23 protein-coding genes and 2 pseudogenes are annotated in these 25,738 nt (G+C 44.2%); 5 read left to right on the forward strand and 20 right to left on the reverse strand.

What is annotated here, in order from left to right:
• Positions 1-561, reverse strand: a 561-nt coding sequence (locus STRDD13_RS07605; RefSeq protein ID WP_197457185.1) for an NCS2 family permease, incomplete at its 3' end; no start/stop codon positions are given.
• A gap of 279 nt (positions 562-840) precedes the next feature.
• Between STRDD13_RS07605 and STRDD13_RS07610 the strand changes: the two genes are divergently transcribed.
• Positions 841-1,653, forward strand: a complete 813-nt coding sequence (locus STRDD13_RS07610; protein WP_067103649.1) for a Cof-type HAD-IIB family hydrolase — start codon at positions 841-843, stop codon at positions 1,651-1,653.
• 255 nt (positions 1,654-1,908) lie between these two features.
• On the forward strand, positions 1,909-3,186 hold the full coding sequence (gene serS / locus STRDD13_RS07615) for a serine--tRNA ligase (protein ID WP_067103650.1): 1,278 nt from the start codon (positions 1,909-1,911) through the stop codon (positions 3,184-3,186).
• A gap of 80 nt (positions 3,187-3,266) precedes the next feature.
• Here the strand turns inward: serS and STRDD13_RS07620 are convergent, their stop codons facing one another.
• The 16 genes and pseudogenes from STRDD13_RS07620 to STRDD13_RS07695 form a co-directional block, all read right to left on the reverse strand.
• Positions 3,267-3,965, reverse strand: a complete 699-nt coding sequence (locus tag STRDD13_RS07620) for a hypothetical protein (RefSeq protein ID WP_067103651.1) — start codon at positions 3,963-3,965, stop codon at positions 3,267-3,269.
• 66 nt (positions 3,966-4,031) lie between these two features.
• Positions 4,032-4,880, reverse strand: coding sequence for an alpha/beta hydrolase (locus STRDD13_RS07625; protein ID WP_067103652.1), 849 nt, complete (start codon positions 4,878-4,880; stop codon positions 4,032-4,034).
• Positions 4,864-6,171 carry a PTS sugar transporter subunit IIC gene (locus tag STRDD13_RS07630; RefSeq protein WP_067103654.1) on the reverse strand — a complete coding sequence of 436 codons (1,308 nt, stop codon included), beginning with the start codon at positions 6,169-6,171 and terminating at the stop codon, positions 4,864-4,866. The genes STRDD13_RS07625 and STRDD13_RS07630 overlap by 17 nt, the downstream gene beginning before the upstream one ends.
• A 531-nt stretch (positions 6,172-6,702) precedes the next feature.
• Positions 6,703-7,472, reverse strand: a pseudogene (locus STRDD13_RS07635) (acetyl-CoA carboxylase carboxyl transferase subunit alpha).
• On the reverse strand, positions 7,465-8,337 hold the full coding sequence (gene accD, locus STRDD13_RS07640) for an acetyl-CoA carboxylase, carboxyltransferase subunit beta (protein ID WP_067103656.1): 873 nt from the start codon (positions 8,335-8,337) through the stop codon (positions 7,465-7,467). Before accD ends, STRDD13_RS07635 begins: the two are co-directional and overlap by 8 nt.
• A gap of 11 nt (positions 8,338-8,348) precedes the next feature.
• Positions 8,349-9,722: an acetyl-CoA carboxylase biotin carboxylase subunit gene (gene accC, locus STRDD13_RS07645; RefSeq protein WP_067103658.1), complete on the reverse strand. Its 1,374-nt coding sequence runs from the start codon at positions 9,720-9,722 to the stop codon at positions 8,349-8,351.
• A gap of 27 nt (positions 9,723-9,749) precedes the next feature.
• Complete coding sequence (gene fabZ / locus STRDD13_RS07650) at positions 9,750-10,172, reverse strand: 3-hydroxyacyl-ACP dehydratase FabZ (protein WP_067103659.1); 423 nt, start codon at positions 10,170-10,172, stop codon at positions 9,750-9,752.
• Positions 10,169-10,639 carry an acetyl-CoA carboxylase biotin carboxyl carrier protein gene (accB, locus tag STRDD13_RS07655; RefSeq protein ID WP_067103661.1) on the reverse strand — a complete coding sequence of 157 codons (471 nt, stop codon included), beginning with the start codon at positions 10,637-10,639 and terminating at the stop codon, positions 10,169-10,171. Before accB ends, fabZ begins: the two co-directional genes overlap by 4 nt.
• A 6-nt stretch (positions 10,640-10,645) precedes the next feature.
• The gene (gene fabF / locus STRDD13_RS07660; protein WP_067103662.1) at positions 10,646-11,884 is read right to left on the reverse strand and encodes a beta-ketoacyl-ACP synthase II; all 1,239 of its coding nucleotides are present in this window, start codon (positions 11,882-11,884) and stop codon (positions 10,646-10,648) included.
• A 10-nt stretch (positions 11,885-11,894) separates the two neighbouring features.
• The gene (gene fabG, locus STRDD13_RS07665; RefSeq protein ID WP_067103664.1) at positions 11,895-12,629 is read right to left on the reverse strand and encodes a 3-oxoacyl-[acyl-carrier-protein] reductase; all 735 of its coding nucleotides are present in this window, start codon (positions 12,627-12,629) and stop codon (positions 11,895-11,897) included.
• A complete protein-coding gene (fabD, locus tag STRDD13_RS07670; RefSeq protein WP_067103666.1) occupies positions 12,619-13,551 on the reverse strand; it encodes an ACP S-malonyltransferase in 933 nt (310 codons plus the stop codon). The genes fabG and fabD overlap by 11 nt, the downstream gene beginning before the upstream one ends.
• Positions 13,552-14,520, reverse strand: coding sequence for an enoyl-[acyl-carrier-protein] reductase FabK (gene fabK, locus STRDD13_RS07675; RefSeq protein ID WP_067103668.1), 969 nt, complete (start codon positions 14,518-14,520; stop codon positions 13,552-13,554). It lies immediately after the preceding gene.
• A gap of 173 nt (positions 14,521-14,693) precedes the next feature.
• A complete protein-coding gene (locus tag STRDD13_RS07680; protein ID WP_067103669.1) occupies positions 14,694-14,918 on the reverse strand; it encodes an acyl carrier protein in 225 nt (74 codons plus the stop codon).
• Between the two features lie 54 nt (positions 14,919-14,972).
• Positions 14,973-15,950: a beta-ketoacyl-ACP synthase III gene (locus STRDD13_RS07685; protein WP_067103671.1), complete on the reverse strand. Its 978-nt coding sequence runs from the start codon at positions 15,948-15,950 to the stop codon at positions 14,973-14,975.
• Complete coding sequence (fabT, locus tag STRDD13_RS07690) at positions 15,947-16,381, reverse strand: fatty acid biosynthesis transcriptional regulator FabT (RefSeq protein ID WP_067103673.1); 435 nt, start codon at positions 16,379-16,381, stop codon at positions 15,947-15,949. The genes STRDD13_RS07685 and fabT overlap by 4 nt, the downstream gene beginning before the upstream one ends.
• Positions 16,382-16,460: 79 nt before the next feature.
• Positions 16,461-17,255, reverse strand: coding sequence for an enoyl-CoA hydratase (locus tag STRDD13_RS07695; protein WP_067103674.1), 795 nt, complete (start codon positions 17,253-17,255; stop codon positions 16,461-16,463).
• Between the two features lie 248 nt (positions 17,256-17,503).
• Here STRDD13_RS07695 and STRDD13_RS07700 point away from each other — a divergent pair, with 248 nt between their 5' ends.
• A complete protein-coding gene (locus tag STRDD13_RS07700; RefSeq protein WP_067103676.1) occupies positions 17,504-18,859 on the forward strand; it encodes an aspartate kinase in 1,356 nt (451 codons plus the stop codon).
• A gap of 277 nt (positions 18,860-19,136) precedes the next feature.
• On the opposite strand, the gene STRDD13_RS07705 is transcribed toward STRDD13_RS07700, so the two are convergent.
• On the reverse strand, positions 19,137-20,351 hold the full coding sequence (locus tag STRDD13_RS07705) for a pyridoxal phosphate-dependent aminotransferase (RefSeq protein WP_067103678.1): 1,215 nt from the start codon (positions 20,349-20,351) through the stop codon (positions 19,137-19,139).
• A gap of 164 nt (positions 20,352-20,515) precedes the next feature.
• Between STRDD13_RS07705 and STRDD13_RS07710 the strand changes: the two genes are divergently transcribed.
• Positions 20,516-20,968 carry a universal stress protein gene (locus tag STRDD13_RS07710; RefSeq protein ID WP_067103680.1) on the forward strand — a complete coding sequence of 151 codons (453 nt, stop codon included), beginning with the start codon at positions 20,516-20,518 and terminating at the stop codon, positions 20,966-20,968.
• A 186-nt stretch (positions 20,969-21,154) separates the two neighbouring features.
• Here the strand turns inward: STRDD13_RS07710 and STRDD13_RS08810 are convergent.
• Positions 21,155-22,554: pseudogene (locus STRDD13_RS08810) on the reverse strand (HAD-IIB family hydrolase).
• A gap of 63 nt (positions 22,555-22,617) precedes the next feature.
• Between STRDD13_RS08810 and STRDD13_RS07725 the strand changes: the two are divergent.
• On the forward strand, positions 22,618-23,583 hold the full coding sequence (locus STRDD13_RS07725) for an asparaginase (RefSeq protein WP_067103685.1): 966 nt from the start codon (positions 22,618-22,620) through the stop codon (positions 23,581-23,583).
• A gap of 78 nt (positions 23,584-23,661) precedes the next feature.
• On the opposite strand, the gene recG is transcribed toward STRDD13_RS07725, so the two are convergent.
• Positions 23,662-25,680: an ATP-dependent DNA helicase RecG gene (gene recG, locus STRDD13_RS07730; protein WP_067103694.1), complete on the reverse strand. Its 2,019-nt coding sequence runs from the start codon at positions 25,678-25,680 to the stop codon at positions 23,662-23,664.
• Between the last annotated feature and the right edge of the window lie 58 nt (positions 25,681-25,738).

Here is a 25,738-nt window from a genome sequence, read left to right on the forward strand (position 1 = left end):
ATTTACCAATCCTGGCGTCGCTGCAGATGTCGCTGTGATGGATCCAGTCCCTGCATTGGCATCACCGGTAACCGTGTAATTTCCTGCATCAATCGAAAACTTCAACAGACCCGCATTCTTAATCCCTACATAGGATAGGAAAATCCCAATCCCTGCTGAAATGGCGGCCCGTAAAGAAGAAGGAATCGACTCGATGATCATCTTTCGAACCCTGGTCAAAGTGATCAAGAGAGAAATGACGCCACAGATAAAGACCATGGCTAAGGCTTCTTGCCAGCTATAGCCCAAGCCAAACACAACCGTAAAGGTAAAGAAGGCATTCAAGCCCATCCCTGGTGCTTGCGCATAGGGAAGATTGGCATAAAAAGCCATCATCAAGGTCCCTGCCACCGCTCCAATCACGGTCGCTAAGAATACTCCCTGTGCAGGCATCCCTGTTTGTGACAACATCTGTGGGTTGACAAACAAGATATAAGACATCGCAAAAAAGGTGGTCAAACCGGCCAGAACTTCTGTCCGAACATCTGTCCCACGCTCTTTCAGCTTGAAAAATTTATCCATTGTGATAATCTCCTTTTTAATGAACAATATTTATATTATACCGGCTTTTCCCGCTGTTGACAATCCTAATTCTTTCTCTTTTCCCTAAAAATGCAGTCCATCATTCGAATTTACCGAATATCTTTCTCCATCAAGAGACTTCTGCCCACGAATTTCAAAGTTTTGCCCTTATCCAAAATGTTTCTCTTTTTCCCCTATCGCTCCTTCTTCACTCTTTTCTTTCGAATTGTCCAAAAATCTGCTATACTAGATAGAAATTCTGATACGACAGGGGAACCTATGAAACACAAAGTCATCGCCCTCGATCTCGACGGCACCCTTCTCACTCCAAACGGAGACATCACAGACTACACCAAAAAGACACTACAAAGGATCCGACAAGAAGGACATCAAATTGTCATTGCGACAGGTCGTCCCTATCGCATGGCTCTCCACTATTACCGCGAGCTCCAACTGGACACCCCGATGATCAACTTCAATGGCTCCTTGATCCATATCCCCGAAAAAAAATGGGCGGGGGAGCGCCATTATCTTTTGGATAAGAAGTATCTCCTTGAATTTTTAGAGCAGGCAGAAACCTTTGAGGCGGACTTTATCGCTGGAGAATATAAGCATAAGTTTTTCCTCACTCAGGACCATCTGGATAGCATTGATCCCCAGCTCTTCGGAGTAGAAAAGATTGGCCCAGAGACAGAGATGAAGCCAGAGCGGATTACCAGCGACCCTCATTCAATCCTCATGCAGACACGGGCCAAAGACAAGTACCAGCTAGCAGAGGAAATGAACCGTTATTTTGACTACGGACTAGAAATCAATACCTGGGGAGGACCTCTTAACATTCTGGAAACCTGTGGAAAAGGAGTCAACAAGGCAACTGCTCTTGCCTATCTCTTAGAGACTATGAACCGCACGGCAGCAGACCTGATCGCCTTTGGTGACGAGCATAATGACGTCGAAATGCTTCAATTTGCTCAAATCGGCTATGCTATGAAAAATGCCAGCAACACCTTGATTCCCCATGCAGATCGCAGGACCTCCTTTAGCAACCAAGAAGACGGTGTTGCCCGGGAGTTAGAGGCCTTATTCTTATAAGCTTCCTCCTCTTGTAGCTTGCAATTCTTCTGCAAATAGCGTATACTAAATGTGTTACGGATAAGTAGACTAGGAACTTTTCAAGAGAGCCTGTGGTTGCTGCAAACAGGTAAAGGAAGCAGTCGAAATCTACCGTAGAAAACAATCTCATACAAAAAAGTGCACAGAATGATGTGAAGCTAGATGGAACCGCGCGAAAAGCGTTCTAGCATTCCTTCTTTCTGTGCTTTTCTTTAACAAAAAAAGGAGAAGACCATGCTTGATATCAAAAAAATTCGGGCCAATTTCGACGAAATGGCCGATAAACTCAGCCATCGAGGAGTTAGCGCTGAAACACTGTCAACTTTGAAAGAGTTCGATGCCCGCCGTCGAGACATCTTAGTAAAAGTAGAAGAATTACGGGCTGAGCGAAATACGGTTTCTGCCGAAATCGCGCAAGCTAAACGCAACAAAGAAAATGTGGAGCACAAGATTGCAGGTATGCAGTTGATCTCTAGTCAGGTGAAAGAGCTCGACGCTCAGTTGACTGAGATCGATCAGCAGCTCAACCAATTGATTGCAATCTTGCCAAATACACCTCATGAAACGGTACCTGTAGGAGCTGATGAAGAAGAAAATGTGGAAGTGCGTCGCTGGGGAAATCCACGGGAATTCGACTTCGAAGCTAAAGCGCATTGGGACTTGGGTGAAAGCTTGGGTATCCTAGACTGGGAACGTGGAGCAAAAGTGACCGGCTCACGCTTCCTTTTCTACAAAGGCTTAGGGGCACGCTTAGAGCGCGCCATCTATAGTTTCATGCTGGATGAGCACGGGAAAGAAGGCTATACGGAGGTTATCCCACCTTATATGGTCAACCACGATTCTATGTTTGGGACTGGCCAATATCCGAAATTCAAGGAAGATACCTTTGAATTAGCAGACACCAACTTTGTCCTCATCCCGACAGCTGAAGTTCCTCTAACCAACTATTACCGTGATGAGATCATTGATGGCAAAGACTTGCCAATCTACTTTACAGCGATGAGCCCTTCATTCCGCTCTGAAGCTGGTTCTGCAGGTCGTGATACTCGTGGCCTTATCCGCCTACACCAATTCCACAAGGTCGAAATGGTCAAATTTGCTAAACCAGAAGAATCCTATGATGAACTGGAAAAAATGGTGGTCAATGCTGAAAATATCCTTCAAAAACTCAACCTCCCCTACCGGGTCATCACCCTCTGTACAGGAGACATGGGCTTCTCTGCTGCGAAGACCTATGACTTGGAAGTTTGGATTCCAGCTCAAAATACCTACCGTGAGATTTCTAGCTGTTCCAATACCGAAGATTTCCAAGCACGCCGTGCCCAAATCCGCTACCGGGACGAGGCAGATGGCAAGGTGAAACTGCTTCATACCTTGAATGGATCTGGACTAGCTGTTGGACGAACTGTCGCAGCCATTCTTGAAAACTACCAAAATGAAGATGGTTCTGTGACCATCCCAGAAGTCCTCCGTCCATACATGGGTGGCGTGGACGTTATCGCTCCCAAGTAATACTAAAAATCCTGAGATTCGTCAATCTCAGGATTTTGTCTTTTTAAACTATGAATTTTCCAAAAAGAAGTTCATGGGATTTATGGTTCGACAGAATTTTCAGCATCTGTCTTGGTTTCTTCTGTTGGCAGACCTTGACTGTTTGCCTCTTGTTCTAAAGTTTGAGGAGGTACAACTGGCTGAGCAGGAGTTGTCGGAGCAACAACTTCTTCACTGACTGGCGTTGAAGTTGGTTCTTGCGCGTCCTTTTTAAACTCATTTGTAGCACTTTTAACAGCAGATGTCGTCGCATGTCCTACAGTTGTGGCAAACTGCTTGCTCATTTGCCCAGCTTCTGCAAAAGTCTCGCGTGAAATGCGTCCTCCCGAAAAGGCAAGAAGGCCCGCGACAATCGTTCCCACTGCTCCGATCACATCGATAAAGTAGCCTAGGCCCAAACCAATGCCAGCAGAGAGAGAAGCGCCGTATTGACCTAACTGTCCACTGTAGTGTCCAAAGTTAATCAATAGAACAACTAAGACGAGCGCTTCCAAAGCACCCAGCACAACGATCCCAAGAGACAATCTTTTCGACAATCCTTGCTTAATATCTCCTAAGACAGCAAGAACTGCTGCGACAATGGACAAAACAAGGATAATTTTGCCATCTCCTTCGATCCCATTGACATTGTAATTGAGGCTATTGCCAAATGCAGACACGCTAGCCGTGACCCATGGCAAAAATACTCCAATAACCGCAAGGGCTGATGAGCCCAAAATAAACAAACGATTTTTTTCCATTTAAAAATCTCCTTTCTACTTTATTATACACTTAAATCCCCATCTTTTCACGATCATCTTTCATTTTTAGTTCTCATTTTTCCCTCTCCGATTACGGACTGGATCTTCAATCTGCTGGCGCACCAATTCTACCACTTGATCATTGGTGGGCAGGTCCGAATGTTGGGCATCCTCTCCCGTCACCGTCGTTTCTGTATAATGGGCTGCTTGACCCTGGTAGATATAGCGTCCTGCCGTCACACTGGCATCCGGTACCAACTCATCCGAATCATAGGTGATCGTGCCAGCGACCGAATACACTGTCAATTCTGTTGAAATGGTTTCACGATTCGCGATAAAATCTACCAGCATCTGTGTTTTATTATCGATATTGGTCTCTGAGAAATTATAAGGAGTCCCCACAGTCATCAGGCGCTTGAGATCCACATCATACTCTGGTAAATAGTTCTCAATAAAAGCGGTGTAGATCAACCCCCCATTAGAATGGGCAAATCCTTTAAAATTATTGAAAGAATACTTGGACTGGATATCTTGAAAGGCCGCATTGAGCATCTTGGCCTGTGCTTTGATATTGGAATAGCCGTCTTGGTTATTTTCAAATCCAATCACAATAATCGGTTCGGTATCCTTGGCTGCGATTGTTCCATCGTAAGAAATGGTTCCGTCGTTCCATACCTTTACCTTTAATAAGCTGTGCTTGGTTCCTTGACGTTGCGCATTTAACTTATTGACCAGTCCGTCAAAGCGATTTTCCGTCGCAGAGCTACCCGGTATCATGATAATCGGGGAAAGTTTAGAATTATAATAGCGAGCGATCTGATCAACATTTTTTCTCGTCCAAGTGTAGGACGGAATCGCTAAAAGAGTGAGTAATAGTACGATGGACACAAGGACGACTTTATTTTTCTTGCTCACCTGTTTCCTCCTTCTGATCATATCTCGTAATCCCTTGACCGATTCGATTGTCTCTCTTGACAAAATAAATCCAAATCAGAACATCTACTGTAAAAATAAGAAGGGATGCCAGTAAGGCCCGTAAACTTCCAACACTTCCGACAAAAGCCCGTAAAATACTGGGGGTCCCATTCGGAATAGGATAGACGGATGGCGGAACTAGACCAGTTCCTAACAAGACCGCTGCTAGGACCATATTAACCATTGGGATGAACAAGACCGGAAGAAGATACAGGACATTGAACACCACTGGAATCCCTACCATAAAAGGAACCACATGATGAAACAAAGCCGGAAAAATACTTCTCATGCTGATACTCTTATTTTTTGTACTATTCGAGACGAGTAATATCGCAATCAAGAGGGCAAACATCCCTCCAACTCCAGCGACAGCTCCATAGGCATCATAGAGATTGGTCTCGGAGAACAAATAGGGAATGCCCTTACTAGTCTGATTGGCCAGAGCCGTCTGCAAATTCTCCAAACCTTGCGCGTCTGTTGATAGTTGACCTTCATTAAAGGGATTGCTATTTCCTATCCAAACACTAATCGATCGGAAAAAAGAGTTGATCCACACACCGACGGAACTACCTGTTTTTAGGACATTGGCCTGTAAAAAACTGCCCAAATCGGACAATAGATCGGATCTCCAGACTAAATCAACTAAAAAATTCAGACCCACCGCAAGGAACATGGAAATGCCAATCGGAAGTAACGTCTTGGGACGATAGACAAAATGACTGTCCACAATTTGATCATCCAAAGGATTTGAAAAACGAAAGATCTGACCAATGGCATACCCGATCAAAATCGCGACGACTAAGTTTATATTGACCGGTAAACTCATCTGCATGAAGTTTCCATCTGTTAAGAGTCCGCCGAATAGGCCTCTCGAATGAAACAAGAGACTGAATAAAAAAGCCGTGATGCCAGCTGTTCCCGTACTGCGCTCATAATAACCAGCTGTATACTTAGCAGCAAAATAGGTCGTCATAGGCCCCGCTAATCCACCAAGAATCGTCGTGAAATTGAGCAACATCCGACTGATGGTCGGATAGGCTGGGAACCAGCGATAGACGGAAAACAAACTATTTATAAAGCCACCTTCTGTAAAAATCGATTCCGAAATCGTTAAGGTGATTGTAGTGAGGAGGAGAAACGGGAATAAGGAAACCAAGGTCATTTGCAAAATTTTTACAAAACTAATATTTCGAATCTTTACAATTTGTGAAATGAATGTCTTATCTTTCATGTCTCCTCATCTTTCCCCTTCAAAACGTTTTCAATACCATTCTATGCTTATTTTATCATATCAGGAGGTCGGATACAATGCAAGAAACCCATCCAAAAAGGCCATCCTAAATGGCATAAAACACCACCAATATCCCCATTCCCGTTAAGAGTCCAATCAAACCTCCACATATAAGGTATGGGAATGAGAAAAAGGAAGCAAAATTCAGCAACTGAAAATCCCATTTCACAATAGCAGGCAAAACCTGACCATTTCAGGGTCGCCCCTTCAATTCACTTATTGAAGACCAAAGCTATCCCTTAACCCACCCTAAAAAACTTTCTTATCTACCCAAAACATTCTATCATCCTGCAGTCATCGGAATCTATTCTGAAGATTCAAGGCCTTTTCGCGCTTTGATTATCCCATTTCTTTCTACTACTTCACACAAGGTCAACGACTTTCTCATCAATTCCGTTCATTCTAAAAACACCCCAACAGATCGATTTTCGTCTACCTGTTGAGGTGCTATTCCATGTCGTTTTATTCTGTTTAATATTTTCGGAATCTCTCATAGCGTTCCTGAAGAAGGTCTTCCTCACTCAGTTTCTGGAGACGTTCAAATTCGCTGATTAGTTCTTGCCGAATCGTTTCTGCGACCTCTTTAGCAAAATAACCTCTTTCAGCGATGACCTTATCTACGACTTCCAATCGTAATAGTTCATAAGAGGTGATTTTCATGAGCTCTGCCGCTTCCATGGCCCGACTGCCGTCTTTCCATAAGATGGATGCAAAGCCTTCTGGGCTCAATACTGCATACATGGAGTTTTCCAACATCCAGACACGGTCAGCCACAGCTAAGGCGAGCGCTCCTCCTGAACCCCCTTCGCCAATGATAATGGCAATGATCGGAACTTTCAAATCACTCATTTCCATCAAGTTTCTAGCAATGGCTTCTCCTTGCCCCCGCTCTTCAGCACCAACACCCGGATAAGCACCAGCTGTGTTGATAAAGGTAATGACAGGTCGGCCAAACTTCTCAGCCTGCTTCATCAAGCGAAGGGCCTTGCGATACCCTTCAGGATGTGGCTGACCAAAATTTCGGTTGAGATTATCATGAAGATTTTTCCTTTTTGAATTCCAACCAATGTCACGGCCTGTTCTCCAAGAAAACCAACACCACCAATTACCGCTCCATCATCGCGGAAATTTCGATCTCCGTGCAGTTCGATGAAGTCATCCAAGATGAGCTCTGCATAATCTAGAGCCGTTAGACGACTCTGATCACGCGCTTGTCGTATCATATTTGCCACATCAACCATTTCTTCGTCCTCCATGAATCCTCAATAAGCGAGCAATGGTCGGCTGTAGGTCCACCCGTGTGACAATTGCATCCACAAAGCCATGTTCTAATAAGAATTCCGCCTTTTGGAAATCATCCGGTAGATTTTCACGAACCGTAGCTTCAATAACGCGGCGCCCTGCAAATCCAACAAGGGTTTGAGGTTCAGCCAAAATGATGTCCCCCTCCATCGCAAAGGAGGCCGTTACTCCTCCAGTTGTAGGATCTGTTAGAACTGTTAGGTAGAAAAGTCCTGCATTGGAATGCCTCTTCACAGCTGCAGATATTTTAGCCATCTGCATGAGTGACATAATTCCTTCTTGCATTCTGGCTCCACCAGAGGCTGTAAACAAAAGAACCGGCAAGCCCTGATCAGTAGCGTATTCAAACAACCGCGTAATTTTTTCACCTACTACCGTTCCCATCGAAGCCATGATGAAATTTGCATCCATGACCCCAACGGCTACAGAAAGACCAGCGACTCTTCCAACCCCTGTCACAACCGCTTCATCTAAGCCGGTCTTTTCCCGAGCAACTGCTAATTTTTCCATATATCCTGGAAAATCCAGAGGATTCTTCGTTTCAATCCCTGTAAAGAGTTCTTCAAAAGAGCCCTCGTCGACAGTCAATTCCAAACGTTCTTGGGCTGAAATCCGGAAATTGTACGAACAGGATGGACAAATTTTTTCCTTCCCTAAATCCTTTTGATAAATTGTTTTCTTACAAGCAGGACACTTGGCAAAGAGTTCATCTGGAACTTCTGGCTTCGCTTGAGGATTCTTCTGAATAACCGAACGGTTCGGATTGATCCGGATATACTTATCCCTTCTTGAAAATAAAGCCATATTCCCTCCTTTTACTTATCGAGTTGTTCTTGGTAGGCGGGCAAAAATTCTTCCATCAAGTAGGCAGTATCATAATCTCCGGCTACAACACGTTTGTCTGAAATCAAATCCAACTGAAATTCTGCATTGGTTACGAGACCATCTATTTCCAACTCATAAAGCGCACGTTGCATTTTCATCAAGGCCTCAAACCGATTTTCCCCATGGACAATGATTTTGGCAATCATAGAGTCATAGTAGGGCGGAATGGTATATCCCGGATAAACAGCAGAGTCAACACGTAATCCAACCCCTCCAGAAGGAAGGTATAGATTGGTAATCGTTCCAGGACTTGGTGCGAAGTTAAAGCGCGGATTTTCTGCATTAATCCGACACTCGATGGCGTGGCCTCTTAAGATAACCTCATCTTGTTGCACCTGTAAGTCCTGGCCATCTGCGATCCGAATCTGCTCCTTGACAATATCGACACCGGATACAAATTCCGTCACAGGATGCTCGACTTGTACGCGAGTGTTCATCTCCATAAAGTAGAACTCGCCAGACTGTTCATCGAGAAGAAATTCGATCGTGCCTGCATTCTCATAGCCTACGGCTTTTGCTGCTCGCACTGCTGCCTGACCAATTTTTGAGCGAAGGGTCTGTCCAATCGCAATAGATGGAGACTCTTCTAGGACCTTTTGGTTATTTCGCTGTAGGGAACAGTCTCTCTCTCCTAAATGAATGACATGCCCCGATTGGTCTGCTAAGATTTGAACTTCGATATGACGGGCTGGATAGACGACTCTTTCGATATACATCGCACCATTGCCAAAGGCTGCCTGAGCTTCTGAAGAGGCAGATTCAAAGGCCGGTACTAAGGATTCAGCATTTTCAACCTTCCGAATCCCCTTTCCACCTCCACCAGCAGACGCCTTCAGCATCACTGGGTAGCCAATTTTTTCCGCTACGGACAGGGCTTCATCGGCGCTATGAACTTCTCCGTCTGAACCAGGGATAACCGGTACCTTGGCCTTAATCATCTCAGCTCGCGCATTGATTTTGTCTCCCATCCGGTCCATTACTTGAGCGGATGGTCCGATAAACTTAATCCCAACTTCTTCACAAAGAGTCGCAAATTTAGAATTCTCACTGAGGAATCCAAAACCTGGGTGAATCGCCTCTGCTTCAGTTAAAATTGCAGCCGAGATGATATTATTCATGTTTAGATAGGAATCCGTCGATCGAGCTGGTCCGATACAAATGGCTTCATCTGCAAGGATGGTATGAAGAGCATCCTTATCTGCTTCAGAGTATACTGCCACAGTCGCAACCCCTAATTCCCGCGCTGCTCGAATAATCCGAACCGCGATCTCGCCACGATTGGCAATTAAAATTTTATTAAACATCTGTCAGAGATACCCTTTCCTCAGAGTCTAGCTGCCAATTGCAAAAGTTAAAACACCAGAGGCTGCCAGTTTCCCATCTACTTCCGCTTTTGCTTCCACTACAGCAATCGTTCCACGACGCTTGACAAAGGTCGCGGTCATAACCAGTTGATCTCCTGGAACGACTTGTTTCTTGAACTTCACCTTATCCATTCCAGCATAGAATACCAGTTTTCCTTTGTTTTCTGGCTTAGACAACTCCAAAACCCCCGCTGTTTGTGCCAATGCTTCCATAATAAGTACACCAGGCATCACAGGGTATTGTGGAAAATGACCTTGGAAGAAGGGTTCATTGATGGTGACATTTTTAATCGCCACAATGGTATCTTCTGAGCTTTCCAACACGCGGTCTACCAATAAAAAAGGGTAGCGATGTGGAAGAGCATCCTTAATCTCTTGAATATCCATCATTTCAATCTCACTAATCCTTGTCCATATTCTACAACATCCTCGTTAGCGACCAAAATCTCTGTCACCACTCCATCATGGGGAGCAGGCACTTCGTTCATGACCTTCATCGCTTCGATGATCATCAAGGTTTGGCCCTTGCGGACGCTGGCTCCAACCTCGACAAAAGCAGGTTTATCAGGGCTTGGAGCTAAGTAAGCCACCCCAACGAGTGGACTTGCGACTACATCTCCTTCTGCTGTCTCTACAGGACTAGACTCCCCTGCTGGTACAGCCACCTCAACTGGAGTTTCAACGGAAACTACAGGAACTGAAGGAGCAACCTCTGCTACAGGAAGTGGAGTGACCGCTTGTGGTGCATGGTCATTTTTTGAAAACACCAGCTGATCACTCGTCGTTGAATATGAAAATTCCTTCAATGATGAGGCATCAAACTGTGCCATCAAATCCTTAATCTCTTTAATATCCATTCTGAATTATTCTCCATCCCATCGTTTGAAGGCAATCACTGCATTGTGACCTCCGAATCCAAATGTATTCGAAATGGCATACTGAATGTCCAAATCTCGTCCTTGGCCATAAATAACATCCGCTTCAATGTAATCTGAAAGTTCACTTGTTCCTGCTGTTTTCGGTGCATAGGAATGATTGATTGCTTCAATAACTGCAGCAGCTTCAATAGCCCCAGCCGCCCCCAAGAGGTGTCCTGTAAAGGACTTAGTAGAAGAAACAGGGGTTTCCTTCCCAAAGACTTTCACAATCGCTGCGCTTTCTCCCTTTTCATTTGCAGGAGTAGATGTTCCATGGGCATTGATATAGTCTACTTGAGCAGGCTCAATTTCCGCTTCATTCATCGCTAACTTCATAGCCTTAATAGCGCCCTCTCCTTCTGGATGTGGAGAGGTCATATGGTAGGCATCACAGGTATTGCCATAGCCAACAATCTCAGCAAGGATATGAGCGCCTCGTGCTTGTGCGTGCTCTAAACTTTCCAAGACCAAAACAGCTGCTCCTTCCCCCATAACAAAACCGTTCCGATCTTTGTCAAATGGAATCGACGCTCGATTTGGATCTTCAGTCGTAGACAGGGCTGTCAAAGCTTGGAAACCACCAATCGCAAATGGTGTGATTGCCGCTTCTGAGCCACCTGCAAGCATCACATCTTGGAAACCGAATTTAATCTCACGGAAGGCTTCTCCAAGTGCATCGTTGGAGGAAGCACAGGCTGTAATGACACATTTACAAACCCCTTTTGCGCCAACGCGCATGGCAATATTCCCAGCTGCCATATTTGGCAAAGCTTTTGGAAGTGCTAACGGACGAATCCGTTTGGCACCTTTTTCATTCATCCGTTCCACTTGTTCTTCAATCTCTTTGATGCCGCCGATACCGGTTGAGAGAATCACCCCAAAACGGTCCGCATCGACTGATTCACGATTGAGTTCTGCATTAGCCAACGCTTCTTCTGCAGCATAAATCGCATACAAAGAATAAGGATCAAAGCGATTGGTATCTTTTTTCACAAAATACTTATCAAATGGAAAATCTTGGATTTCAGCCGCTACTTTGACATTGTAGTCACTAATATCAAATTTCGTAATCGGACCAATCCCAACACGTCCTTCTTTCAGACTTTCCCAAAACTCTTCAGGAGTATTTCCAATTGGCGAGGTTAGACCATAACCTGTTACCACTACACGATTCAATCTTGTCATCTTTTTCTCCTTATTGCATGGTCATGCCACCGTCAATGGCAATCACTTGTCCTGTGAGATACTCTTGGCTAGCTAGAAAGACTGCAACGTCTGCTACTTCTTCTACCTGACCGAAGCGACGCATCGGAATCTGACCAAGCATCATTTCTTTGATTTTATCAGACAAAACGGCCGTCATGTCTGACTCGATAAATCCAGGCGCGATAGCATTTACCCGAACGTTTCGTGCTGCCACTTCCCGCGCTATAGATTTAGTAAATCCAATCATTCCAGCCTTTGAAGCTGCATAATTAGCTTGCCCTGCATTTCCTGTTAAGCCAACAACGCTGGACATATTTATGATGGCACCTTCACGTGCCTTTGTCATCGGCTTCAAGACAGCCTGCGTCATATTGAAAGTTCCCGTCAGGTTGATTTTTAGAACTGCCTCAAACTCTTCTTCTGACATTCGCATTGCAAGACCATCCTTTGTGATCCCTGCATTGTTAATCAGGATATCGATCGAACCGAGCAAATCAATGGCTTTAGCCACCATTTCTTGCGCTTCTTTTTGGACAGATATATCCCCAGAAACAGTCTCAACTTTCACCCCATAGTCCGCAAAAGTCGCTAAGATTTCATCTGAAACTTGAGAACGACCATTCAAAACAACATTAGCTCCCAGGCTCGCAAACTTATGGGCAATGGCTAAGCCAATCCCCCGGCTAGAACCTGTAACAAATACATTTTTTCCTTTAATTTGCATGTTCTTCTCCTAATAACGTCTCCAAGCTGGACAAATCTTCTACTGAGTAGACAGGGGCAGTTTTGTCAATTTTTTTCACAAAACCTGACAAGACCTTTCCTGGTCCAATCTCAATAAATCGCTCCACTCCTGCCGCTTGCATATACGCGATAGAATCATAAAAACGAACAGGTTCCATCACTTGCCGAGCCAGTAAGTCCGGAATCTCTTCCACTGACATCGTTTGTGCTTCTGTATTTCCTACTACTGGGATACGAGGTGTCTCAAAAGATAGTTGGTTCAATTCCCCAGCTAGACGTTCAGAAGCTGGTTTCAAAAGCGCCGTATGGAAGGGACCCGATACATTTAAAGGAATGATCCGCTTCACCCCTGCTTCCTTTAAGTAGGAAACTGCAAGATCCACTGCTTCTACTTCTCCGCCAATCACAATTTGACTTGGGGTATTGTAATTAGCAGGACTGACAATACCGGCTTGTGCTGCCCGCTGACAAGCTTCTTCAATAACTGCTACATCAGCGTTTAAGACAGCAACCATTTTCCCAGATCCTGCTGGAGCAGCCTCTTCCATAAACTGGCCACGCTTGGCGATGAGGGAGACTGCCGTTTCAAATGGTAAGGCTTCTGCAGCAACAAGTGCAGAATATTCCCCTAAGGAGAGACCTGCCACCATATCCGGTTGAATCCCTTTGGACTTTAACAACCGATAGATGGCTACGGAAGTGGTTAAAATCGCTGGTTGAGTAAAGCGGGTTTGGTTCAACTTTTCCTCATCCCCATCGATCAAATCTCTTAACGAATAACCCAAAATCTGACTCGCACTCTCAAACGTTTCCCGCACGATATCAAATTGTTCGTATAAATCTCGAGCCATTCCTTGTTTTTGGGCCCCTTGTCCTGCAAATAAAAAGGCTGTTTTGGTCATCTATTCCTCTCCAACAGAAGCCCAACGTGCAGCTTCTTCTTTGATTACTTTGGCTGCACCATAGTACAGATCTTTCAAAATTTCTTCACAGGTTTCTTCTTTAGCTACTAATCCAGCAATTTGACCAGCCATGACAGACCCGTTGTCAACATCTCCATCCACAACAGCGTTTCGAAGAGCACCTGCTCCCAAGGTTTCAATATCTTCAGCCGTTTTACGACCTGCCAAGAAATCTTTTTCCGCATTCGCATAAGCCGTTGATAGTTTATTGCGAAGGGCACGAACAGGATGCCCTACAACAGAAGCTGAGACAGTGGTATCGATATCCTTTGCTTTAAGGATTTTATTTTTGAAATTTTGATGTGCATTGGATTCTTTTGCTACGACAAAGCGGGTCCCAACTTGAATGGCATCCGCCCCCAACATAAAGACCGCCGCTGCGCCATGGCCATCTGCGATCCCTCCCGCTCCAATGACTGGAATGGAAACTGCATCAACTACTTGTCGAACCAATGTCATGGTGGTCAGTTTCCCAATATGACCACCTGCCTCCATTCCTTCAGCAATGACAGCGTCCGCTCCCAGCTTTTCCATCCTTTTTGCGAGCGCTACGGATGGAACCACGGGAATCACTGTAATTCCTGCCTCATGAAAACGTTCCATATACTTTCCAGGATTGCCTGCCCCAGTCGTCACGACCTTAACGCCTTCCTCGATGACAAGGTCTACAATGTCATCTGCGAATGGAGAAAGTAACATAATATTTACTCCAAAAGGCTTATCTGTTAAAGATTTCACACGGTCAATATTGGCTTTAACAACCTCTTTCGGTGCATTTCCGCCCCCGATGATTCCGAGGCCTCCAGCATTTGAAACAGCACCTGCTAGGTCTCCATCTGCCACCCATGCCATACCACCTTGGAAAATAGGATACGTTATCCCGAGGAGTTCTGTAATTCTTGTATTCATGTTTTACCTTCTTCATTCTAAATTTTTGCTTAGGAAATTAGTTGACGTTCAACTAATTTCCTAAACAAGCGAGAATTTCTTCTCCTTGTTTATTTTACTTTGAACCTTCAATTCTTTGAGGTTCAAAATATTATTTGAAGAAAAATGCTATTTTCATAGCACTTCTCTCTTATTTAGTTCGTTTGACTTTCAACGTATGACACAAGGTCAGCAACTGTAGTCAAGCCTTCTTCAGATTCGATTTGGATATCGAATTCATCTTCAATTTCAGAAATAACCTGGAACAAATCCAATGAATCTGCATCCAGATCTTCAAAAGAAGTGGTTAATTGTACTTCTTCAGGATCTTTACCAAGCTCTTCAACGATAATAGATTGTACTTTTTCAAAAACTGCCATGATTGGGCTCCTTAAATTTTATTTTTTTAACAACTGCAGATTGCAGGTTATTAACTATAGTTTCACAATGAGTGTCCCCCAAGTTAAACCGCCACCAAAACCACTTAAAAGGACCGTTTGGCCACTGTTTAACGCAAGGATTCCCTTCTCCTCACACTCAGACAACAAGATAGGAATAGAAGCCGCGCTCGTATTTCCATACTCCATCATGTTTGCCGGGAATTTATCAAGACTCACTTTTAGTTTTCTAGCCATTTTTTCCAAAATCCGGATATTGGCTTGATGAAGCAAAAAGTAGTCCACATCTGCTGCTGTCAAGTCAGCATTTTCCATTACTTCCGTAATCGATTTAGTAACATCTCTAACCACAAACTCAAAAACAGAGCGTCCATCCATTTTCATATAGGGATCGTTTGCCCCAGTCTCTGAAAACGGTGAAGATAGTCCCTGAATTCCTGCTGTTAAGCACTGTGACCGACTGCCATCGCTGTGTTGAACTTCTGCAAGGAAGTGCGACTGGTTGCTCGTTTCAAGCAATACGCCACCGGCACCATCCCCAAACAAAACGGCGGTCGAGCGATCTGTCCAGTCAAGCGTTTTGGACATGGTCTCAGCTCCAATCACCATTCCCTTTTGGTAGCGCCCTGAGGCAATTAACTTCTCAGCTGTTGATAGGGCAAAAACGAAACCAGAACAGGCCGCTGTCAAATCAAAGGCAAAGGCATTAACCGCCCCGATATTGGCCTGGACACGTGCCGCCGTAGATGGCATCACCGAGTCCGGTGTGATGGTCGCCACGATGATAAAATCGATTTGCTCCGCATCATAATGAGACTTCGCTAGAAGTTTTTGGGCGACTTGAGTGGCAAGATCACTCGTCTCCTCTGTCTGAGAAATATGGCGCCGTTCAATCCCTGTACGAGACCGAATCCATTCGTCATTTGTGTCCATGATACGAGACAAGTCATCGTTGGTCACGACCTGATGGGGGACATAATGAGCCACTTGGCTAATTTTAACAAAGCTACTCATTTAAGGTCCTCCAAAAAGTTATAGAGATTAAACAAACCTCTCTTCATGACTTGAAATTCCTTTTCATCCATCCCTGCTGTAATCTGCGCAACCATCCGTTGATGAAAGCGACGGTGCAAGCGATAAACTAAGCGTCCCTTATGGGTCAAGTGCAAGTAAACAACACGCCGGTCTTTGGTAGAGCGTTCTCGTTCTACATACCCTTTTCGCTCCAAATTGTTCAAACTCGTCGTGACCGTTCCCAAGGTCACCATTAAGGTTCTAGAAACATCACTTGGAGTAGCATTGGGACGATCCCCTATAGCGTCAATGGTATGCATTTCTTTAATAGAAACATCACTAAAGCGACTACTACGAAGACTATTTTCTTCAATAATCATGACATTGTTGAAGATATCGTTGAGATATTCGCTGATCTGCATATTCTCCATAGCATCCCTCCACATTTTACTTGACTCAAAGAGTATACTAAATAACCGTTTGAAAGTCAAATAATTTTAGAAAAAAATATTATTTCCCTGTAAATACCGGACGTCTCCGTTCCGAATGTGCCCTTACCCCCTCTTTAAAATCTTCTTTAAAAGCCAATTCTTTTTGCAATTGCAATTCCAACAGACGGTACTCTTCCCAATCACTAAACTGGCTCAACCAATTCAACTCCTTGATTGCGGCAAAGGATTGAGCTGCCGATCGAGAAAGTTTTTTCAACAACTGTTGGTAAGTTTTCTCCAGCTTATCTGCTTCTACTACCTTATACACAATACCGTACTCCTGTGCGGATACCGCCGACAAGGATTCCCCTGTCATCGCCAATTGAGCTGCCCGATTGCTTCCAATCGCTCTGGATAAGAGAAATAAGCCACCAGCATCAGGAGCTAGGCCAACTCCTACAAACGCTTGGATGAATTTCGTTTTCTCTGTGGCTAGAACAAAATCTGCTGCAACTGCCATATTGGCTGCCGCCCCTGCCACTGCACCTTCTGTCAGCATGATGACCACTTTTGGCATGCGTTTGATGGCAAATGAAATATCATTGACCAACTCCGCAATCCGGACCAAGGATTCGATATCATCCGCATCCACTGCCCGTTTCATTTCGACTAAGTCCCCCCCAACAGAAAAAACTGGGCCTTCTGCCTGGATCGTCAAGAATCGGATTTCTTTATTTTTCTCTGTCCGGTCGAGGGCGTCTAATATCTCCTGACACATGGGGATATTAAATCCATTTGCCACTTCTGGACGGTTAAGGGTAAGCGTTGCGATTTCCTGCTTTACTTCATAGCGAATTGTCTGGTATTCTGTCATGACCTCTCCTTTTATTTTGTTTTGAAATCATTTCATTCCAAAACTATTATACTTAAGTACAGTGTACCATTTTTTATCCTGCCGTCTGAAATTTCTTGTAAAAAAATGTGACAGCCGAATTTTCCTGTTTCAAATGAGGGGCCAATTCCCCCACTATTTACCGAACAATTGATTTTAATAACTCCAAGTCACTATCGATTTCGGTAAAATTTTGCTATAATGTTAAGAAATTACTAGAGGAGCTTGATATGAAAGTCATAAAATTTGGTGGAAGCTCTCTTGCATCTGCCACCCAAATCAATAAAGTCAAAAACATTATCCAAGAAGATCCTGAACGTCGTTTTGTGGTGGTCTCCGCCCCGGGAAAACGCACCCCTGATGACACAAAGGTCACAGATGCCCTTATTCAGTACTACAAAGAATATACGGATGGTAAAGATGTATCAGCGATTCAAAACTGGATAATCGGTCGTTATCAGGCGATCGCAGACGAACTGAACTTTACTCCTAAAAGCATGACACAAATCGCGACCTCCATCAAGGAACTCGCTACTCTCCCCATCGAAGGGAATGACTTCCTCTATGACACCTTTCTAGCTGCCGGTGAAGATAACAATGCGAAACTGATTGCTGAATATCTCTCTTCACAAGGTCTACCTGCTCGGTATGTTCATCCTAAAAAGGCCGGAATTATTGTGAGTGCCGAGCCAGGAAATGCACGCATCTTACCATCTAGCTATGACAAAATTGAAGAACTGGCCCACTCATGTGAAATCGTTGTCGTCCCAGGATTTTTCGGGGTGACACCAGACAATCAAATTTGCACTTTTTCAAGAGGAGGATCCGACATTACAGGATCCATTATTGCAGCAGGGGTGAAGGCTGACCTTTATGAGAACTTCACAGATGTCGATGGGATTTTTGCAGCCCATCCAGGAATCATTCACAACCCTCATTCCATTACAGAATTGACCTATCGGGAAATGCGTGAATTAGCCTATGCTGGTTTTTCTGTTTTACACGACGAAGCCTTGATTCCAGCCTATCGCGGTCGCATTCCACTCGTCATTAAAAATACCAACAACCCTAGTCATCCAGGGACACGAATCGTCCTTGAACATACAGACCAAACGCTCCCAGTTGTCGGGATTGCGGCGGATGACAATTTCGTCAGCATCAACATGTCCAAATATCTGATGAACCGGGAGGTAGGTTTTGGGAGAAAAGTCTTACAGATTCTAGAAGAGCTCAACATCCGTTGGGAGCATATGCCCACAGGGATTGACGATTTATCGATTGTCCTTCGAAGCCGCGAGCTGACCCCCATCAAGGAAGAGGAGATTCTCCGCCAGTTAAATCATAAGCTTGAAGTAGACCATGCAGATATCGAACACGATCTCTCCATCATTATGATTGTGGGAGAACACATGAAGAGTCATATCGGTGTTGCTGCGACTGCTACAGAGGCATTGTCTCAAGAAAACATCAATTTGTCTATGATTTCTCAAGGTGCTTCTGAAGTATCTGTCATGTTTGTTGTCAAACGCGAGGAACGGGATAAGGCCCTTCGTTCTCTCTATCACGCCTTTTTCAAGAATGAATAGTCCCTTGCCAGGAGCGATTCACTTCGATGATTCAAAGACCTTGTTCCAATGCGAACAAGGTCTTTTCTACTTGTACTCTCTCCCAAATCCAGACTCGTTTAAAAGGATACTTAGACATTCTTTTGAAGAAGCACGGTCCAGTCCTTGCCACAAGAAGATAGGGCGAAGACCGAAAAAGTCTAGGCTCCATTTACCTAGACTTTCTTTTTATTGCTGATTCAACCAGGTAGAACCTCAGGTAGTCAAACAAAGACCACATCATCCTGATTTCTTTTTATTACCGGCGATACTGTCTCAAGAAACGCCGCATCTTTTCTTCAACCTCTCCGAGTTCCTCCACTGTTGGAAGATAGACAATTCGGAAGTGATCGGGGTCCTTCCAGTTGAACCCTCGACCATGAACGAGCATGATTTTTTCTTGTTTCAGAAATTCTAAGACAAACTGCTCATCATCGTCAATTTGGTACATTTCCCGGTCGATCTTTGGAAAGATGTAAAGGCCCGCTTGTGGTTTCACCGCTGACAAACCTGGGATATTTTCAATGGCTTGGTAGATGAAATTGCGTTGCTCGTAGATCCGCCCGCCAGGAAGAAGAAGATCATCGATAGACTGTTTTCCTCCTAAGGAAGTCTGGACAATCTGCTGCGCTAGGACATTTGAGCATAAGCGCATATTGGCCAGCATATTCAGCCCCTCGATATAATCTTTCACCGATCGTTTCGGACCAGATAAGACCATCCAGCCCACCCGGAAGCCTGCTACACGGTGAGATTTCGATAGCCCGTTCATCGATACACAGAAAACATCCGGAGCTAAACTAGCAATCGCAATATGTTTTCCACCATCCATGACCAAGCGATCATAGATCTCATCTGCAAAGATAATCAACTGGTGCTGACGAGCCACCTCGACGATGGCCTCTAATACCTCTTTGGGGTAAAGCGCTCCGGTTGGATTATTAGGATTGATGACAACGATCGCCTTGGTTCGATCTGTAATTTTTGAACGGATGTCCTCAATATCTGGATACCAATTGGCTTTTTCATCACAAAGATAATGAACAGCATTCCCGCCACCTAGGCTCACACACGCCGTCCACAAAGGATAATCCGGCATAGGAACCAAGACTTCATCTCCATCATCCAGCAAGGCTTGCAAGGACAAGGAAATCAGTTCTGAAACGCCATTTCCCATATAGATGTCTTCCACATCTACTTCAGGGAATCCCTTCAACTGACAGTACTGCATCACTGCCTTACGGGCAGAAAAAAGACCTTTCGAATCCGAATAGCCCTCGCTTTGACGAACGTTCATAATCAAGTCTCGAATGACTTCATCGGGAGCCGTAAATCCAAATTCCGCAGGATTTCCGGTATTTAACCGAAGGATCTTCTCTCCATTGGCCCGCATCCGATTTGCCTCATCTAAGACCGGCCCACGAATATCATATGCTACATGCTCTAATTTTTGAGATTTATTGAAGTTACGCATCCTCTTCCTCCACTTTTCTTTCTTCCCTATTGTAACCAAAATAGAGGAAAAGTACAAGTTGTTCCCTTCTTGAAAGTTTCATGAATTCCCTTTACATTTTAGTTGAAAAGGGTTACAATAATGATAGAGGTTTTTATTTGTTCGGAAAAGAAAGGAGATACACTATGACCCAATCTTACCAAAAGATTCTTGTCGCAGTCGATGGCTCCAAAGGAGCTGAGCTCGCTCTTTATAAGGCGATCCACATCGCAAAACGCAATCAAGCCGCCTTGGTGATTGCCCATGTCATTGACACACGTGCCTTACAAAACATCGCTTCCTTTGACGCATCTGTCTACGAATCTTTAGAAGAAGAAGCACGTGAACTCCTCGAAGGATACCAATCCGAAGCACTCAATGCGGGGGTAAGTTCTGTAGAGCTCGTCATAGAATTTGGAAATCCCAAGACCTTGTTGTCTCATGAGATTCCAGAAAATACTAAGGCTGATTTAATGCTTCTAGGTGCTACTGGACTCAACGCCTTTGAACGCCTGCTCGTCGGCTCGTCATCTGAGTATGTCATGCGCCATTCCAAAATCGATTTACTCATCGTTCGAGACCAGGATAAATCATTCTAGCAAATATGCTCGAATAGTTCCTCTCATCTATCCAGCAATAATGAAGAAAACTCTCTAGAGTGTGATTCTAGAGAGTTTTCTTCATTATTGAATGATTTCACTACACTTTCTAAAAAGAACACTCCGCAATCAAATCCTGCAAGGTCAGAAAACGAATTGGTCCGCTTTATTCTTATGCTTGGATTTTTACCTTAGCCTCTTTTCATCCTGCAACGTGGAACTGCTTCCATTTTTTTGACGATCCAGCTCTTGCTTGATCCAAGGTTCTGGTGCATATCTTTCTTCCCAATCATCTGGTTTCAAAATCTTATGTGTCACAGGATGGTAATGCGCTTTTCCATCTGGAAAAATCTTCCCCATATTGGCTCGATGGACAATTGAAAAAATCGGCTCTGGATCCACACCCATCAGGACAAATGACCCATACGTTAAATACAGTAAATCCACTAAGGCATCAACCTGACCTACCAAGGGATCTGAAGAAAACGGTTTTCCTTTGACCTTTTCGTAAGCCTTGTCCAAGACCTGATGGAGATGAGCGATGCCCTTCTCCAACTCCTGTTCATTTTCGACAGAAGCTTGTATCAGCTCCACGATTTCTTCGATTTTAAAGTCTGCTCGGTGGCTGACGGTTTCCTGATCAAAAGCACACGGGCTTTCTTCCACACTCCCATCCATCACCTGATGGAATTCTTTGACGGCTTCAAACTGCTGATCGAGGCTCATTGTCTTTCTCCTTCACTTTCTGTGATGAGACCCATTTTTTGTAGGGCAAAGGAAATCCCATCCTGATCATTGCTTTTTGTCACAAGGTCTGCGACTGCTTTGACATCTGAGTCTGCATTTCCCATTGCAACAGCGTAGCCAACCCCTTGAAGCATTTCTATATCATTTTTAGAATCCCCAAAAGCGACGGTTTCATCTGGATCAAAGCCCCATTGACCACAGACCTCTCGAATCCCTTGTAACTTACTCATCCCTTTACTGATGATATCCAAAGAATACGAATTCGAGCGCGTAAAATAAAGATCTGGGAAATCGGCAACTAACTCCTTCCCTTCTTCCTCACTTGCAACCAACATCATCTGATAGACAGATTTCCCTGAGAACATCTTTTCCGAGCGATCCTTCGACACAAAACGATGCAAAATACGATTCAACAAAAAGCGGATCAATCCAGCCCATGACCTCGGTATGAAACGAGAAATCCGATAAGCCAAATGACCATGACCAAACTTCATCAAGCCACTTCCCACGACACCAGTTGCAAGCCCCATCAACAGCTCTTTCCGATGCTTTAAGGCATAGTCTTGGACTGCCAGGACCTGACTCGGAGACAAGGATTGTGAAAACAAGACTGTATCCCTCGCAAAGATATACTGACCGTTATAGGCAACTGCCACATCCAACCCAAGAGAAGCCATATAAGGTAAAATAAACCGAGGATCCCGTCCCGTCGCAACCCCCACATAAATCTGCTTCTGCTTTAACTGATTGATTGCATAGATAGTGGACCGACTGACTGTTCGATGACTATTCAGTAAGGTCCCATCAATATCAAAAAAAACCGCTTTTATCTCCCGCAACTCCTTCTGCCATCCTTGTTTATGTTACAATAAGTATAGCATACTTTGAAAGAATTTTAAAAAATGAAAAAAATACTTGTTTTGCATACCGGTGGCACCATTTCTATGTCTGCTGACGAATCTGGAAAAGTCCAACCAAATCAAGAAAATCCAATGACTCAAGTAAATCTCAACTTGGAGGATTTAGATGTGACTAGTTTGGATTTTCTCAATATCCCAAGTCCCCATATGACTCCATACCACATGCTGGACCTTTATAAAAAAATCCGAGAAAGTGAGAATCAGTTTGATGGAGTTGTCATCACACATGGTACCGATACGCTAGAAGAAACAGCTTATTTCCTTGATACCATGGCCCTCCCTCCGATACCTGTCATCCTCACAGGAGCCATGCGGTCCTCTAATGAGTTAGGGAGTGACGGTGTTTATAACTATATCTCTGCCTTAAGAGTGGCGGGCGATTCAAGAGCAAGAGACAAGGGAGTACTGGTTGTCATGAACGATGAGATACATGCTGCGAAGTATGTAACCAAAACACATACCACCAATGTCGCAACCTTTAACACGCCAACACACGGACCCTTAGGTGTCATTATGAAGCATGATATTTTATGGTTCAAAACAGCTGAACCTCGAGTGCGCTTTGACTTAGACCATATCTCCGGAACGGTTCCGATTATCAAAGCCTATGCAGGGATGGGAATCGGAGAAGGAATCATCAGCTTGCTTCATCCAGAAAAGATTGATGGGCTCGTCATAGAAGCCCTAGGAGCTGGAAACCTACCCCCACAAGCTGCTAAAGAGATCACACATCTTATCCAACAGGGAGTACCGGTAGTACTGGTTTCTCGCTGTTTCAATGGTATTGCCGAACCAGTCTATGCCTACGAAGGGGGAGGGATCCAACTACAAGAGGCAGGTGTCATGTTTGTCAAAGAATTAAATGCACCAAAGGCTCGTCTCAAGTTATTAATCGCACTCAGCGCAGGCTTATCCGATAAGGCACTCAAGGAATATATCGAGGGCTGACCGTTCTTTCATTGATTTGTGGCAACATCCCCGCTGTTCCCATGAGTGTCCCTCTCACCCTTTCTTAGATCTGAAACCTCAATCCAAGTTGGTCGTTTCAGGTAGATGTTGGGCAAAAATTTGATTTTCGGGCTTATGAAGCCAATCCTGATCAGAAGCAATGGTAGCCGCCAATTTCCTAGCTTCTTCTATCATGGCAAAATCCTCTACAGGATGTACCAGCTGAAACTCCGGCAATCCAGATTGTTTAGTACCTAAAAGTTCACCAGAACCTCGCATGTTTAAATCATCTTCAGCAAGCTTAAAACCATTTGTTGTAGACACCATGGCGTTCATTCGTTGAACGCCATTTTCAGTAGACGGATCTGCTACTAATATAGCATATGATTGTTTCTCGCCTCGACCAACTCGTCCTCTTAGCTGATGTAACTGACTCAGTCCAAATCGTTCTGCATCCATGATCACCATGATTGTCGCATTAGGGACATTCACCCCCACCTCAATAACTGTTGTCGACACCAAGACAGACGTTCGTCCAGACTTAAATTCAGACATAATGCGTTCTTTTTCATCATTTTTCATTTTACCATGGAGCAAAGCCACCGAAACTTTCTGGCCGAAAAAACCTTGCAATTCCTCCTGCAACGAGACCGCATTTTTTAAGTCTAAGGACTCTGATTCCTCAATTAAGGGAGAAATAAAGTAAACTTGCGCCCCCTGAAAGACCTGATCCTGTATCCAGTCCAAGACCTGACTAAACTGTTTATGCCGGACCCAGCGTGTCACGATAGGCTTTCTTCCAGCAGGCAACTGATCCAAAACCGATACATCCATATCCCCATAAGTCGTAATAGCCAGTGTACGAGGAATGGGGGTCGCCGTCATCATCAACACATCCGGATTCTCTCCTTTTTCACGGAGCAACTTCCGCTGACGAACACCAAAACGATGCTGCTCATCCGTAATAACTAAACCAAGCCGACGATAACTTACTGCCTCTTGAATCAAAGCATGGGTCCCAACGATAAAATCCACCTTCCCAGAAGCAATTCCCTCCAGAGCCTGTCTCCGTTCTGAAGCCTTCATCCCCCCGACTAACAACACAATCGAAAGTTCTGGAAACAGTTTAGATAATGATTCATAATGTTGTTCAGCTAATATTTCAGTCGGTACCATCAGTGCCGCTTGCATCCCAGCTGTAGAACAGGCAAACATAGCTAAGGCCGCAACTACCGTTTTTCCAGCACCGACATCACCTTGAAGCAGTCGATTCATATGAACATGCGAACGCATATTCGAAAGGATTTCCTCCAATACCCGTTCCTGTCCCTTTGTCAACCGAAAAGGAAGGGACTCAATCTTTTCCAAAATTTGATTTTTATCATAAGAGATTTGAATTCCACTCTTTTCTCCTGATTGACTCAGTTTCAATTGTCTCATCTGTAGTTGAAAATAAAATGCCTCTTCAAATTTCATCCTTCGAATTGCTTGCTGATAGCTCGCTTTATCCAAAGGAAAATGCATGGATTCAACAGCATCTTTTCGAGCCATTAAGCGATAGCGCTCTAAAATCGCTTCAGGTAAACACTCCTTGATTAGTTCAAAATAACCAGCAGAACGAGCCGTATTTAAGGCTTTTACGATTGCCCTCTGATTGACTCCTTTCCCAGCATGATAAACCGGCTCCAAACGGTCCGAAGACTCACTCAAGATCCTCATTCCGGTCAGGGCAACCTTTTTTTTATCCCATTTCCCCCATATAGAAAGCATGCCCCCTACAAGAACCTTCTCCGATAAATAGGGTTGATTAAAAAAAGAAACAGATACCACAATCTCCCCAACCTTAACTGAAAAGCGAAGTCTATTTCTTTTAGGACCGTAATACTGTACAGTCGGAGGACTAACTACCTCCCCGACCAAAACCGTTTTTTCCCCATCCCCTAAATCAAGAAGAGAATTTTGAACATAATCATCAAATCGAAATGGGAAATATAAAATAAGATCCTCAAGAGTGGAAATTCCTAATGAATCGAATTTTTTCTGATTCTTCGGACCAATCCCTTTCAAATTACCAACTGAATCATTTAAACTTAACATACTAATATTATAAAAAAGAAGTGAAAAAAAAACAACCAGACCAACGTCTGATTGTTCC

Source organism: Streptococcus sp. DD13, from assembly GCF_001578875.1.
GTDB lineage: Bacteria > Bacillota > Bacilli > Lactobacillales > Streptococcaceae > Streptococcus.